The organism is Nonomuraea sp. 3N208 (genome assembly GCF_052245935.1).
In the GTDB taxonomy this organism is placed as follows: Bacteria; Actinomycetota; Actinomycetes; order Streptosporangiales; family Streptosporangiaceae; genus Nonomuraea.
Genome location: NZ_JBQQBR010000036.1, coordinates 48,279 through 62,200, shown reverse-complemented (window position 1 = coordinate 62,200; position 13,922 = coordinate 48,279). Strand labels below are relative to the sequence as shown.

Sequence of the window (13,922 nt, the reverse complement as noted above, 5' to 3'; positions counted from 1 at the left end):
TTCCCGGCGCGAACGGTTTAGCCCACACTAAAAGGATGTCCATCACCTGGGTCATGACGCCGGAGGACGTGGCGCGCATCCGGTTCGCGTTCTCCCCGATGTGGGAGCTCGTGGCCAGCTTGCGCACCCTCCAGCAGCCCGCCAGGCACTCGATCCACCTGCCGTGGCTCAAGGTCGTCCGTCACCGGCTGGCCGGTCTCGACCTGGCCGAGCTGTTCGCGCTCGTGCCGCCGGCCGGCTACATCGCCGACTTCGTCACCCCGCCGCCCGACACGCCGATGCCGGACTTCGCCGCCGAGCTCGACCGGGTCAGGAACGCGCCGCCCGAGCGGGCCGAGCAGGAGGCGGCGAGAGTGCGGGGAACCGACCGGGCCGTGCTGGAGCGGTTCATGGCCGACCCCGAGGCCGGCGTGGCCAGAGTGGCGAACACGCTTCAGGCGTACTGGGAGTCATGCTTCTCCGAGTACTGGCCCCGCGTGTACGCCCTGCTCGAACGCGACGTCCTGCGCCGCTCGCGGCAGCTGGCCCAGGGCGGCGCCAGCGCGCTGTTCGCCGGGCTCGACCCCACCGTGGTCTGGACGGGGGAGCGGCTGCTCATCGAACGGCACCACTGCGAGGTCAGCGGCCTGCACGGCGACGGGCTCGTGCTGCTGCCCAGCGCCTTCTGGGGCCCGGCGGTGGCGGTCATGTCGGCGCCGTACCAGTCGATGCTCGTCTACCCCGTGCTCGGCGTCGGCACGTTGTGGGAGCAGGGCCCGCCGCCCGCCCCCGGCGCGCTGGCGGCGCTGATCGGCCGGAGCCGGGCGCAGATCCTGCTCGCGCTGGCCGAACCCAGCACCACCTCCGCGCTCGCCGCCCGCATGTCGCTCACACCGGGCGCGGTCAGCCAGCACCTCGGCGTGCTCAGCGGCGGCGGGCTCACGGTCGGGATGCGGGTCGGCAAGCAGGTCGTCTACCGCCGCACCCCGACCGGCGACACGCTCGCCGGTCAGACGTGAGCAACAACGTGGTAGTCAGGCGTAGCGCGTGGACTCCAGGAGCCAGTCCAGGTGCGCACGGGGCGCCGCCAGGTAGGCGCAGGCCACCTTGCTGACGTCCCTCGCCGCCTTGGGCGCCAGGGCCTCCAGCGGCAGCCGCCTGGCCGCCGTCTGCATGTCCTCGCAGCGCCGGACGATCCTGTCCAGCACCCAGGCCGTCGCCTCCCGCTCGCCCAGCCCGAGCTGGCGCATCGCCAGCACCACGAAGTTGTGCACGTCGCCGTGCTCCTTCGGCCGCGAGGCGACATCGTTGCACCAGGCGGTGACGTCGCTGCAGGCGTTCACCAGCTGCTGCCAGGGCTCGGACTCGTGCACCCAGGCCGGCACCTCCACCCGCAGGCACGGCTCGACCAGGTCGTACAAGTACGGCCCCACCGTGCCCCTGCGCAGTGCCGGGTACTCCTCCAGCGTCGGCATCCGGCCCGCCGCCCGGTTGTCGGCCTCGGTACGGCAGGCGTCGTGCTGCCGCTGCAGGCCCACCGCGAACCTGGCCCGCCACCGGTCGCTCATCCGCACGCTCGTCACCCGCCACAGGTCCGCGAACGCCGCCTCCAGCGGATGACGCGCCGCCCCCTTGAGCATGCCGTGGAAGACCTCCAGCGGGCACTCGCCCTCGTCCAGCTCGTCGTCCAGGTGGAACAGCCACGTCAGCCACTGCGCGAACAACGCCGCCGCGGCCGCGTCGAACTCGGCGAACGCCCGGCCCGCCATCCGGTGGAAGCCGACACCGGGGTCGGCACGCAGGCCCGTCCTCCTGGCCCAGTCGATGACCGCGGCCTCGATCGCGTACACGGCCGGGTGCATCCGGCACGGCTGGGCCATCGCCGGCACCCGCTCGGTGAGCGGCAGCAACGCCAGGGCCGCGGCGCCGCCCCTGCGCGGCAGCGGCAGCATCGAGGACAGCACGGAACGCAGCGCGGTGCGCACCGTGGCGAACACGGTGGTGGTCACGGTGATGCTCACAGAGGACCGAAAAGCCAGTTGCCCGTGGCGTTCGGGTCGTCGCTGCGGTAGTACTCGGAGGCGGCCGTGACCAGCCCGTCCACGGTCAGCGTGCCCTTGCCCGCCCGGTCCAGCCGGTCGAACGCCTCCTCCACGTCGTCGTAGGCGACGCCGAACGCGCACAACATGGTGCGGAACGCGGCGAGGTCGATCTCGCCGTCCCGGTCGCCGTCGCACAGCTCCGCCACCGCCACCGTGGCCGGCCGGAACACCGGCTGGTACTGGTCGCCGGTGACGAACGCGGTCATCATGGCGGTGCGGAAGTCCGGGCGCGCGATGCCGGAGTCGCCGTCCCGTTCGAGCGCCTTCGCCAGAGCGGACCAGATGCCGTCGAAGCTGTCGACGAGGCTCGCCCCGGTGACCGATGTGGGGGACTCCCCGAAGCCCACCAGGATGCGGGCGCCCAGCCCCAGCAAGTCCTCACGCTCGACGACGCCGTTACCGCTCGCGTCGATGTGGTCGAACGCCCGATCGAGCTTGTGATTGAGCAGGTCGATAGCCACCAATGCCTCCCCCGAGACTGACTGCGTGATCACAGTAAGGCGGGGCGGGGGCTTTGTCAGCGAGGCACGCACCGGCTTGTTCACCGGCACCCCCCGTAACGTGTGCGAAACACGGACACGGCATCCTGGTAGGAGACCTGTACTGTCTTCATGAGGGGATGCCTTGGACCGCCAGCAGGAGTTCGTGCTCCGCACGCTCGAGGAACGCGACATCCGGTTCATCCGGCTCTGGTTCACCGACGTTCTCGGCTTCCTCAAGTCCGTCGCGATCGCACCGGCCGAGCTCGAGGGAGCCTTCGCCGAGGGCATCGGCTTCGACGGCTCCGCCATCGAGGGCTTCGCCCGCGTCTACGAGTCCGACATGCTCGCCAAGCCGGACCCGGCGACGTTCCAGATCCTGCCCTGGCGCAGCGAGACGCCGGGTGCCGCGCGCATTTTCTGCGACATCCTCATGCCGGACGGCTCGCCGTCGCATGCCGACCCGCGCTGGGTGCTCAAGCGCACCCTCGCCAAGTGCGCCGACATGGGCTTCACGTTCTACACCCACCCGGAGATCGAGTTCTTCCTCCTGAAGAACCGGCCCGAGGCCGGCGAGCGGCCCGAGCCCATCGACTCCGGCGGCTACTTCGACCACACGCCGCACAGCTCCGGGCACGACTTCCGGCGGCAGGCGATCATGATGCTGGAGTCGATGGGCATCTCCGTCGAGTTCAGCCACCACGAGGGCGCGCCCGGCCAGCAGGAGATCGACCTGCGCTACGCCGACGCGCTCACCACCGCCGACAACATCATGACCTTCCGGCTGGTCATGAAGGAGGTCGCGCTGGAGCAGGGCATCTGGGCCTCGTTCATGCCCAAGCCGTTCACCGAGCACCCCGGCTCCGGCATGCACACCCACATGTCGCTGTTCGAGGGCGACAGGAACGCCTTCTACGAGGCCGGCTCCGACTACCGGCTGTCCAAGATCGGGCGCTCGTTCATCGCGGGGCTGCTCAAGCACGCCGCCGAGATCACCGCCATCACCAACCAGTGGGTCAACTCCTACAAGCGGCTGTGGGGCGGCGCCGAGGCCATTGCAGGCCAGGGCGGCGAGGCGCCCTCCTACGTGTGCTGGGGGCACAACAACCGCTCGGCCCTGGTGCGGGTGCCGATGTACAAGCCGCACAAGGGCGGCTCGACGCGCATCGAGTTCCGCTCGCTCGACTCGGCCTGCAACCCGTACCTGGCGTTCGCGCTGATCCTCGCGGCCGGGCTGAAGGGCATCGAGGAAGGTTACGAGCTGCCGCCCGCGGCCGAGGACAACGTCTGGACGCTGACCAGCGCGGAGCGGCGGGCCCTCGGCATCCAGCCGCTGCCCGGCTCGCTCAACGACGCGATCGAGGTCATGGAGCGCAGTGAGCTGGTCGCCGAGACGCTGGGCGAGCACGTCTTCGACTTCTTCCTGCGCAACAAGCGGACGGAGTGGCGCGAATACCGCCGCCACGTGACCGAGTTCGAGCTCGGCCGCTACCTGCCCGTCCTCTGATCCGCGTTTCCGGTGGCGCTGCGGCGGAGTGACCTGATCACCAGGCCCTCCGCCGCCACCGTGCCGGTGACGGAGAAGCCCTCCGATTCGTAGAGCGCCCGGGCGCGCCGTCAGGCTAGGCCCGTCTCGCCCAGCCAGGCCGCCGTGTCGCGGTCATCCTCTCAGGTGGTGAGCAGCGGCAGGTCCTCGGCTGTGGCGGGGCGGATCATCGGCATGCGGGCAGGATAGCCAGCTGATCATTCCCCCTGGAACTCGCGTACCTCGACAGGCAGCAGCGCCACCGCTCTGGCCAGCTTGCGCCCCCACGCGAGCGCCGTCTCCATGTCGGGCGCCTGGATGATCGTGAACCCGCCGATGTGCTCCTTGCCCTCGGTGTACGGGCCGTCGGTGGAGAACACCTCGCCGCCCCGCATCTGGACCACGCGCGCCTGGTCGGCAGGCTGCAGCCCACCGGAGAAGACCCACACGCCGGCGTCCTTCATCTCCTTGTCCAGGGCGCCGAGGTCCCGCATGATCGGGTCCAGGATCTCGGGTCCCGGCGGCGGCCCGTCGCCCTGGTAAATGGTGAGTACGTACTGCTTCATGAGTGGCTCCTTTCCTTCAGTTCTCACCCCTTACACGAACGACGTCCATCGGATCGACACCCGGGAACGAAAAAGCGGGTCACGTCATCGACATGACCCGCCGTTTCAGGAAATGTCTACTTGTTGACGTGCTTGTACAGGTACACCGCCGCCTTCTTCATCGCGGCCGTGCTCTTGCCCGCACGGTGCCGCTCCGCGGCCGCGACGGCCTTGGACAGCGTCGTCTTGCCGTGCACCTTGGCCGAGCCGTTGTACACGCCGTGCGCGTAGTTCAGCCAGGCGGCCAGCAGCTCACGGTCGAGCAGCGCCTTGGCGGCCTTGCTCTTGGCGCCGAGCACCTTGTACGCCTTGGCCATGGTGGTCGCGTCGGTCAGCTCGGGGAAGATCTTGCTGCCGTTCTGGGCCAGTGTCAGGTAGCACAGGAGCGCCTTGTCGCTCAGGCTGCCCTTGTTCTTCAGCATCTCCTTGGCCCAGGCCTTGGCGCTCAGAGGCTTGGTGCCCTTGCCCCGGGTGCAGTTGTCGGGGACCGGCATCGGGTTGCTGTCCACGCCCGGGTCCTCGGGGCCGCCCGTGTGGGTGTGCGTCGGCGTCGGGCTCGGCGTGTGCGTCTTAGTCGGCGTGGGCGTGGGCGTCGCCGTGACGGTGGGCGTCACGGTCGGGGTGGCCGTAGGTGTACCCGTCGGGGAGGTGGTGGGCGTCGCCGTCGGGCTCGTGGTCGGCTTGGGCGGCAGCGCGTCCGCGAGGTCGATGCGCTTGGTGGTCACCTGCGCGTTGCCGCTGTCGTAGCGGATGGCCTTGCCGGTGGTCTCCAGCTTCTGGGCGAGCGCCTGGGCGGACATATTCGGGTAGGCCTGACGCATCAACGCCAGCGCCCCGGCCACGTGCGGGGCCGCCATCGAGGTGCCGTTGAGCGGGCCGTAGGTGTTGTTGGGCACGGAGGAGTTGATGCCCACGCCTGGCGCGAACAGGTCGAGCAGCGCGCCACGGTTGCCGAAGGCGGCCGGGGCGTCGCCGTCGTCGGTGGCGCCGACCGTGAGCGCCTTGGACAGGCAGGCAGGGCTGGAGACGCCATCCTCATGGCTCTCGTTGCCCGCGGCGATGACCGTGGTCACGCCGCTCTGCAGCAGCGAGGCGACCTCAGGCGCGAGCGAGCCGTAGGCGGGGTCGTTGTCGCAGTGCCTGGTGTGCTTCGGACCGCCGCCGAGGCTCATGTTGGCAGCAACGACCTTGTGCGTGGAATGTACGCTCTCGAGGTATTGCAGCGCCCGCTTCTGATCGGAGGTGAAGGTGAGGAAGCAGGGGGTGTCGAGGCGATTAGCTTCGCAGATGGGGCCGTTGAAGCGGCTGAAGACCTGGATGGGCAGGATGCCGGCCCCAGGAGCGACGCCGTTGGAGGGGGCGTTCCCAGCCTTCTTGCCGGCCGCGATGCCGGCCACGTGCGTGCCGTGGTAGCACTCGTTTGTGCCGCCCACGATGCACTTGGCGGTCTCGGCGTCGGCCGCGCCCGCGCCGGTCTGGCTCGGCAGCCCGTTCGGGCACAGCGACTCGGACTGGTAGTCCGGGTCGGGATAGGTGGTGGAGAAGCATGCCTCCGTCACGATCCGCCCGGTGAAGAACGGGTGGTCACGGTCGATGCCGGTGTCGAGGACCGCGACGGTGAAGCCCTGACCGGTCCAGCCAGCCTCGTTCGCCTTGTCCGAGCCGATCAGTCTGGTGCTGACATCGAGCGACGGCCGGCTCAGCTTGTCCTCGTAGATGGAATCGATCCGGTCGTCGGTCTTGAGCGTGTCGAGCGTCTTCTTGTCCATGGTGGCGACCAGGAACTCATTGGAGCTCGTCTTGTCGACGACCTTGGTGGCGCTCGAGGCGTCCTCAGTGGTCTTGGCCACCGCTGAAACGCTCTCGCCGCTCTTGACTTCGATGATCGCGCGTACCTTATCGCCCGATTTGACGTCGGCCGTAAGGCTGCTGGCGACCTCCGGGTCGCCAGCGCTCGCCTGGGCGGGCGCGCCGACGGCCAGCATGGCCGTCGTAGTCATGGCGAGCACACACGCGCCCGCCAGCAGAGACCGCAGTCTCACAGGACCTCCGGGGGGTTGAGGGGACCCACACATCAGCGGACATGCGGGCATGCGAGCAGAGCTCAGCGACGCCCGCGCTTCCCCGTGGCTGATATTGGAACGCTTCCCCGTTTATGTCTGAGCGCCAAGCGTATGGAGTGACGGGAGGAAACGGTGGGGATGAGGTTATTCCGTTATGTGGAAATCTTGGTGTGTTGAATTGCCGGAGGGGCCGGCGCCGTCGAAGACGATGGACTCCAGGAGGGCCGCCTCGGCGCGGTCGACGAGGAGGGCGCCGGCCGCCGGGGCCGGGTCGCCGTTCTTGACCCGGGCCACCAGGCCCGCCCACCGTCGCTGGTGGCGGGCGAACGTGCGTGGCGCCACCACCCTGCCCCTGGCTCGCTGCCCGGCCAACGCCGCCTCCGCCGGGGCGTCCAGCAGGAGCAGGTGGAAGGCGGCGCCGTGCCGGCGGGCCAGCCAGGCGAAGCCGCGCAGCACGTACGGGCCGCAGCCGCGGTTGTGGGCGATGACCGACTGCCCGCCGGACAGCGCCCGGCGGATGCGGGTCAGGTGGGTGACGAAGACGACGGCGCGGCGCAGCGGATAGGGGGCCCAGGTCATTCGGCCGTCCCAGTGCCGCCGGGACTGCGACGAGTCGATCACCATGACCGCGTCCTTCGCGACCGGCGTGCTCTCCGCGCCGTGCAACCCGTACAGGCGTTGCAGCAGGGTGGTTTTGCCCGCGCCCGGGAGCCCGGTCAGGATGACCAGGGATCCGGACGGGTACCGCACCATCGCGCCCTGCGCAGGCTCACTTCGCACGATCCACGTCCCCTTCACTCCGATCACGCCGGCACGACCAGCCTCGCCGAGGCCGCGCTCGGGCGCGCGCTTCAACGGTTATGAATTCAATCGGGCCGTGAGCGTGGCCAGCTCGTCACGCAGCATGCCATGAGTGTGGGCGAGGTCGGCCAGTGCCTTGCGGGTCTCGGCCAGCTCGGCGCTGACCTGGGCCAGCTCGGCCTCGGTACGGCGGTCCAGCGCCGCCGTACGCTCGAACCGCTCGACGAACCAGGACGCGATGGCGGCGGTGACGACGCCGGCCAGGGCGATGCCCGCGATCATCAGGCCCGACGCCACCAGCCGGCCCTCAGGGGTGACGGGGAAGCGGTCGCCGTACCCGACGGTGGTCATCGTGGTGAGCGACCACCAGATCGCATCGCCGATGGTCTTGATGTTGCCGTCGGGATTGTCGCGTTCCACCTCAAGGACGGCGATGCTGCCGACTACGCACAGGAACAACGCCGTGCCGGTGACGTACACGACCGCGCGCAGGCGCAGGGGGAGCCGTACCCGGTCGGCGATGACCTGCAGGAGGAGCAGCGCCCGCAGCAGCCACAGCGTCCGCAGGAGGGGGAGGAGGACGACCAGGAGCGAGGGAATGTTCCTGAGGAGGAAACGCAGGCGGCGGGGCGCGAGCGCGAGGCGGATCAGGTAGTCGGCGGTGAACAGGGCCCAGGTGGTGACCTGGACGTACCAGAAGGCGGTATGCGCGGCCGGGGGCAGGTCGGGGACGAGGACGGGGATCGCCCAGCTCAGTAGGAACCCCGTGCCGATGGCGAGGAGCGCCACGCTGGTGCGTCGCTCCCAGGAGGTCAGCCGGTCCATGCCGACAGTGTGCACCGGACGGCCCATATTGGGGGGAATTGGTCACGGGACATCGGATTTCCCGGCTAAGGTACTGGCAACGCCTTGATCGGCCTCACGCCGGGATCGCTCCCGGAGTGAGGCCGATTTTCGTTGCTTCTGACCCCTGAGTCACGTCCGTGCCACGTGCCGTGGCTAGCCTCACGATGAGGGTGGGGAAGTTTCGGACCCGGTCGAGGCGTTATGCGGGGGTACGGAGCAAGCACCCGGACCCCCGCCCTCTGGGTAAACGGGCGGTCCAGGTAAAATTGGCCTGTTCTTTATGGTATTTCGGACTTTGCGCCTCATGTGGCGATATTGGAGGATGTGGCATGACGACGGCTGCCCTGCAGACCGTGTTGACCGTTCCCCAGCGTTTCCGCGGGCCTGAGGGAGTCGCCAACGGCGGCTGGATCGCGGGGACCATGGCGGAGACGCTCAGCGGTGGTCGATCAGCCGTCGAGGTCACGCTCCATGCCCCCTCGCCATTGGAGACCGAGCTGCGTCTGGAGCACGTGGCCAACTCCGCGTCCCTCTCGCACGGCGACAGGCTGCTCGTCGAGGCCATTCCCGTGGCCGAGGACCTGGAGGGGCCCGGGTTCGTGGCGTTCAACGACGCCGCCCGCGCCGAGGCCGGGTTCGTCGGACTGAAGGCGCACCCGTTCGCCGAGTGCTTCGCGTGCGGGCTGCGCGAGCCGGGTGACGGCCTGCGCATCTTCCCCGGGCCGGTCGAGGGCACGGATCTGGTGGCCGCCGGCTGGCGGGTGCCGTTCACGGTGACGGGCGAGGACGGGGTGCCCGCCTCGATCATCGGTGCCGTGCTCGACTGCATCACCGGCTGGGCGCACTTCGGCCCGGGCGAGACCGCCCTGCTCGGCAGGCTGGCCCTGCAGATCCACCGGTCGGTGCAGACCGGCGGGCGTTACTCGGTGGTGGCCCGCCCGACCGGCCGCGACGGCCGCAAGATGTACGGCCAGAGCGCCATCTATGAGATGGACGGCACGCTGGTGGCGGCCGCGCGCGCTACATGGATCGCTCCACGCTGACCTGGACCACGGACGGCCTCTGAGCATCGCACGCTCAGGGGCCGCTTTCGTTGGGGATGGCGGCCTCAACCCCGGGTGAGCCGTTCCACGACGGTCCTCACGCAGCGGTCCTCGAACATGATCGTGTAGTGGTTGCAGTCGGGGATCATCTCGTCCCGCAGCCCGGGCAGCCGTGCCGCCCACGGGGCGGTCAGGTTGTCGGGGAGCAGGCCGACGGCCTGGTCGAGCAGCCCGCGCGGTGCCCGGAGCAGCAACAGCGGCGCCTTGATCGCCTCCAGCGCCGCCCCTGCCTCGTCCTGCTCCGTGTTCAGCCACCGTCCGTCCTGCAGCACCGCCTCACCCACGACCCGCGACCGCAGCGCGCCCTCGGGTCCGGTCAGGTCGTAACGGACGTACGCCTCGACGTCGTCGTTCCAGTGCCCGGCGAACGCGGGATGCGCCTTGAAGAAGTCGACGTACGCCTCCGCCGACGGGTACGTCTGCCGCAACCGCGCCAGCGCAGGCCCCAGCGTGGCCTCCAGCGCGACGTCCGCGTCCACACCCTCGGGCAGCCGCGGGAACGGGATCCCGCCGTCCACCAGCACCACCCGGGCGAAGTCGCGTCGCGCGGCGGCCAGCGCGGCCACGTACGCACCCATGGAGTGGCCGGTCAGCACCGTGTCCGGCCCGGCCCCCACGTGGTCGGCGACCCGCAGCACGTCCTCGGCATGCCGCGGCAGGCCGTACGGGCCGGGCAGTGAGGCGCTGTGTCCGCGCCCGCGCAGGTCCATCGCCACCAGCGACCACCCCTCCGGCAGCCGCCGCCCCACCGCGCCCCACGCCATCAGTGACGCGGTGATCCCGTGCACCGCAATGATCATCCGCGGCCCGTTCCCGAACGTGGCGATCCGCAGCCCGCCGACCTCGTCGAATCTCATAACCGGATCCTAAGGACAAATCTCCCGGTACGGAGCGCCGGTCACGTGCCGCTCCCACTCGGCGGCGCTCAGCGGCTTCCCGGCGCGGGCGCACACCGCGGCGGCCACCTGGCCGGGCTCGACGAGTTGCTCGCGTTGAGTGCCCGCGCCGTCCAGTACCAGCACCTTCGACCCGTCCGCGGAGAACGCCAGCGCTGCCAGCCCTTGTTCGTGCCCGTCGCGCAACACCCCCAGGTCCGCCCCTGCGGCCAGGTCGAACAGCTGCACCCGCCCGTCGCGCGTGCCCACCGCCACCACGTCCTCGCGCGGCGACCTGACCGCGATCGCGCCGCCACCGACCCGGCCCCGGATCGCCTGCCCGCTCTGCCGGTGCGTGGCCACGTCGTAGACCGTCACCCGGCCGCGCGAGTCCACCGCCGCCACCTCGCCACCGTCCCTGGTGAACACCACGCCGGTGATCGTCGTCCCCTGGCCCGTCCCGCCGAAGGCCGCGCCACGCGGCCGGCCCGACGCGGCGTCGAAGAGCTGCTGCGCGCTCGACGCCACCGCCAGGGTCGTGCCGTCGGGGGAGAACTCGACGTCCCGCACCTGGTCCACGTTCGCCGACCACAGTGGGCTGCGGGCCCGCCAGTCCCACACCCGCACCGTATACGTGCTCCCCGTGTCCAGGTCGTTGGCCTCCAGGACGCCGGCCAGTCTCGTCCCGTCAGGACTGAACGCCAGCTGGTCCGTCTCGGTGAAGTCGCCGACCGGCCAGCGGGCCAACTCGCGCCGCGTGCCCGTTTCCAGCACCGACATCGTGCCGGTGCCGCCCACGGCCGCCAGCCGCCCGTCCGGGCTGAGCGCCAGGGCGCCGGCCCCGTCGTCGTCCGGCCTGAGCTGCACGGGCTTTCCGGCCGGCCGACCGGGGCTGGTCAGATAGACGGTGGTGAAGTCCTCGGTGGCCAGCAGGCGCCCGGGCACGAGCGCCACCTCCGACCACGCCGTGGCCGCGGGCCGATCCTCGGTGAGGCCGGCGAGGTCCACGGTGACGACCCGGTCCTCGTTCAGGTACCGCAGCGTGTGTCCGTCGAAGCCGGCCTGAGGCACCGGCTGCGCGTCGTCGTCCACCCCACCGGGCACCGACAAGCCCGTGAGGTACGCACCGTCCTCCCGCCACACCTGGATCCCGGTACGCGTGACCGAGGCGAGCAGCCGCCCGTCGCGGCTGAAGGCGAGCTCGCCCCCGTTCCATGCCGTCCCGTCCTGCCCGATCGTGCCGGTGCCGCCGTCGCGCAGTGACGTGAACTGCAGGCCACGGCGCAGTGGCTCCAGCAGCCAGCGGCCGTCGGGGGTCAGCGCGAGCGGCGTCCCGCACGTGCCACATCGTTCCGCGGCCGGGCGGGTGGACCGCCTGGCCAGGTCAGGCAGGCGCAGCAGGTCGATCCGCCCGGGAGTGCTCGTTGCGTAGATCGCCTCCCCAGAAGGCGTCATGGGGCCCAGGGCGGCCGTGGTCCGCGCCCGGCCGCCGCGCTCCAGGTCCCACACGTAGGTGTCGTCGTTGACGTGCACGAGCGCGTAGCGGTCCACGGTCCCGTACGCGACCTGGATCGGCACGCCCTTCCTGCCGTACGCCCACGAGCGCGCCGCTTTACCCGTCCGCAGGTCCCAGACGGCGACGCGGGCGTCGGTCGCCACCAGCAGATACCGCTTGGTGGGCGACAGCGCCGCCCCGAGCAGTCGTTCCCCCGCGACGCCCAGCTTGGCGATCCCGCCGGCGCTCCTGCCGGTGGGCACGTCCCACAGCCGGATCGCGTCGCCTCCGACGCCGGCCAGCGTCCTGCCGTCGGGGCTCAGCACCCGCAGCGTGTCGGTGGCCCCCGAATCCATGAACGCCGGATCCCGGAACATCGCCACCTCCCGCTGCGCCAGCGAGGCATTGAGCGCCGCCCGCGTCCGCGGCGTGCGGTCCAGCCGCCACGCCGCCACGCTGAGCTGCATCGCGACCCGCGGGTCGCTCTGCCGCAGCGTGTCCGCCAGCTGCGCCAGCCTGGCGGCCTCCGCCTGGTCGCGCTGCACGGCGATGCGCGCGGCCCGCTCGTCGGCCAGCCCGCCCTGGTACACGGCCAGCCCGGCCGCGACCAGCGCGATCACCAGCAGACCGCCGAGCGAGAGCGTCACGAGCCGGTCCCGCCTGGCCCGGCGGGTGCGCACCCGTGCGCCCGCCGCCAGGAAGTCCCGCTCGAATGGGGACAGCGTGATGTTCCTGCGGGCCGTGGCCGCCCACTGCAGCGCGTTCTCCAGGCTGTGGCCGTGGAACAGGTCACCGTCCCTGCGCCCGGCCAGCTCCCATCGCCGCGCCGCCGCAAGGATCTCCCGGTGCACGGCCAGGCCGTCCCGGTTGGCGTCCACCCAGCGGCGGTAGCGCGGCCACGCGTGCGGCAGCGCCGGCCGGGCCAGCCAGACCTGCTCGCCGTCCCTGCCCAGCAGGTACGCGAACACCTCCAGCATCCTCGTCACCGACGACACCTCGGGCAGCGGCCTGCCGTCCACCAGCTCGGCCAGGTCGGCCCGCCGCGCCGACAACTCGCCCCGCTCGCCCACCGTGACGAGCCTGAGGAACACCTCGGGCGCGAGCTCCCGCTCCTCCGGGCTCAGATCGGCATACGCGTCCTCGGCCAGCGTCCCCAGCGCCGGATCCGCCGCGGCCGCGGTCACGCCGGCGGCCTCCCTGCCGCCCTCGGCGAGCAGATGTGCGGTGTCGGCCCCGGCATGCCCGCTGACCAGGGACAGCAGCAGCTCACGTGCGCTCGGCCGATGCAGCGGCTCCTTGCTGAGCGTGGCGGCCACGAGCGGGCGCAACGCCTCCGGCAGCACGCTCAGGTCGGGGACGGCCGACAACACGCGGTGCATGACCCCGCCCAGGCTCTCGGCCTCGAAGGGGTCGGTTCCCGTCGCCGCGTACAACATGATCGCGCCCCACGCGAACACGTCCGCCGGCTTCCCGGCCCGCTGCCCGGTGAACACCTCCGGCGCCATGTACGTCGGCGTCCCCGTCACCAGCCCGGTCGTGGTCAGCGACATCTCCGCCGTTCTGGCGATGCCGAAGTCGATCACTCGTGGGCCGTCCGCGCCGAGCAGCACGTTGTCGGGCTTGAGGTCGCGGTGGATCACGTCCGCGTCGTGGATCGCGGTCAGCGCCGTCGCCACCGCCGTCCCGAGGCGGTGCAGGTCGCCGCCGGTGAAGCGGCGTCCCTCCGCGACCGCCGTGCGCAGGCTGGGGCCCTCGACGTACTCGCTGACGATGTACGGCCTGGGCTCCTCCAGCCGCGCCTCGAGCACCTTGGCCGTGCAGAACGCGGCCACCCGCTGCGCCGCGGTGACCTCCCTGGCCAGCTGGGCCGCCTGGCCGCGGTGCAGCACCTTGATCGCCACCCGCCGGCCGTCCTCGGCGTACGCCTCGTAGACGACTCCCTGGCCGCCCGCCCCGAGCCGTCCGGCCAGCCAGTAGTCCCCGAGCCGCTGGGGATCCTCGTCCGTCAACATCTCCACGGCGTGTTGGATGAGGAGTTTGGGGCGAAAG

11 protein-coding genes are annotated in these 13,922 nt (G+C 71.0%); 3 read left to right on the top strand and 8 right to left on the bottom strand.

Going from position 1 to position 13,922, the window contains the following annotated elements; translation table 11 throughout:
* Positions 1–35: 35 nt before the first annotated feature.
* Positions 36–998, top strand: coding sequence for a DUF5937 family protein (locus tag ACTWPT_RS42285; protein ID WP_443183172.1), 963 nt, complete (start codon positions 36–38; stop codon positions 996–998).
* 15 nt (positions 999–1,013) lie between these two features.
* On the opposite strand, the gene ACTWPT_RS42280 is transcribed toward ACTWPT_RS42285, so the two are convergent.
* On the bottom strand, positions 1,014–1,988 hold the full coding sequence (locus ACTWPT_RS42280) for a terpene synthase family protein (protein WP_443183171.1): 975 nt from the start codon (positions 1,986–1,988) through the stop codon (positions 1,014–1,016).
* Between the two features lie 8 nt (positions 1,989–1,996).
* Positions 1,997–2,542, bottom strand: a complete 546-nt coding sequence (locus ACTWPT_RS42275) for an EF-hand domain-containing protein (protein WP_443183170.1) — start codon at positions 2,540–2,542, stop codon at positions 1,997–1,999.
* A gap of 163 nt (positions 2,543–2,705) precedes the next feature.
* Between ACTWPT_RS42275 and glnA the strand changes: the two genes are divergently transcribed.
* Entirely contained in the window at positions 2,706–4,067 is a 1,362-nt protein-coding gene (glnA, locus tag ACTWPT_RS42270; protein WP_443183169.1) for a type I glutamate--ammonia ligase, read from the top strand.
* A 236-nt stretch (positions 4,068–4,303) separates the two neighbouring features.
* Here glnA and ACTWPT_RS42265 read toward each other — a convergent pair whose 3' ends face one another.
* The 4 genes from ACTWPT_RS42265 to ACTWPT_RS42250 form a co-directional block, all read right to left on the bottom strand.
* Positions 4,304–4,651, bottom strand: coding sequence for a YciI family protein (locus ACTWPT_RS42265; RefSeq protein WP_443183168.1), 348 nt, complete (start codon positions 4,649–4,651; stop codon positions 4,304–4,306).
* Between the two features lie 116 nt (positions 4,652–4,767).
* A complete protein-coding gene (locus ACTWPT_RS42260; protein ID WP_443183167.1) occupies positions 4,768–6,732 on the bottom strand; it encodes a S8 family peptidase in 1,965 nt (654 codons plus the stop codon).
* A gap of 165 nt (positions 6,733–6,897) precedes the next feature.
* Positions 6,898–7,533 (bottom strand): AAA family ATPase, encoded by a 636-nt coding sequence (locus tag ACTWPT_RS42255; RefSeq protein ID WP_443183166.1) that lies wholly within the window; start codon positions 7,531–7,533, stop codon positions 6,898–6,900.
* Positions 7,534–7,611: 78 nt separating this feature from the next.
* Positions 7,612–8,379 carry a potassium channel family protein gene (locus tag ACTWPT_RS42250; protein WP_443183165.1) on the bottom strand — a complete coding sequence of 256 codons (768 nt, stop codon included), beginning with the start codon at positions 8,377–8,379 and terminating at the stop codon, positions 7,612–7,614.
* A gap of 350 nt (positions 8,380–8,729) precedes the next feature.
* On the opposite strand from ACTWPT_RS42250, the gene ACTWPT_RS42245 reads away from it, so the two are divergent.
* Complete coding sequence (locus tag ACTWPT_RS42245; RefSeq protein WP_443183164.1) at positions 8,730–9,443, top strand: PaaI family thioesterase; 714 nt, start codon at positions 8,730–8,732, stop codon at positions 9,441–9,443.
* Between the two features lie 65 nt (positions 9,444–9,508).
* Here the strand turns inward: ACTWPT_RS42245 and ACTWPT_RS42240 are convergent, their stop codons facing one another.
* Positions 9,509–10,360: an alpha/beta fold hydrolase gene (locus tag ACTWPT_RS42240; RefSeq protein ID WP_443183163.1), complete on the bottom strand. Its 852-nt coding sequence runs from the start codon at positions 10,358–10,360 to the stop codon at positions 9,509–9,511.
* A gap of 9 nt (positions 10,361–10,369) precedes the next feature.
* The gene (locus ACTWPT_RS42235) at positions 10,370–13,885 is read right to left on the bottom strand and encodes a serine/threonine-protein kinase (protein WP_443183233.1); all 3,516 of its coding nucleotides are present in this window, start codon (positions 13,883–13,885) and stop codon (positions 10,370–10,372) included.
* Between the last annotated feature and the right edge of the window lie 37 nt (positions 13,886–13,922).

What these genes read in the sequence shown, in the direction of transcription:
- ACTWPT_RS42250 (WP_443183165.1), bottom strand. Translation starts at nt 8,379, where the DNA reads ATGGACCGGCTGACCTCCTGGGAGCGACGCACCAGCGTGGCGCTCCTC.
- ACTWPT_RS42285 (WP_443183172.1), top strand. Translation starts at nt 36, where the DNA reads ATGTCCATCACCTGGGTCATGACGCCGGAGGACGTGGCGCGCATCCGG.
- ACTWPT_RS42240 (WP_443183163.1), bottom strand. Translation starts at nt 10,360, where the DNA reads ATGAGATTCGACGAGGTCGGCGGGCTGCGGATCGCCACGTTCGGGAAC.
- ACTWPT_RS42235 (WP_443183233.1), bottom strand. Translation starts at nt 13,885, where the DNA reads ATGTTGACGGACGAGGATCCCCAGCGGCTCGGGGACTACTGGCTGGCC.
- ACTWPT_RS42245 (WP_443183164.1), top strand. Translation starts at nt 8,730, where the DNA reads ATGACGACGGCTGCCCTGCAGACCGTGTTGACCGTTCCCCAGCGTTTC.
- ACTWPT_RS42265 (WP_443183168.1), bottom strand. Translation starts at nt 4,651, where the DNA reads ATGAAGCAGTACGTACTCACCATTTACCAGGGCGACGGGCCGCCGCCG.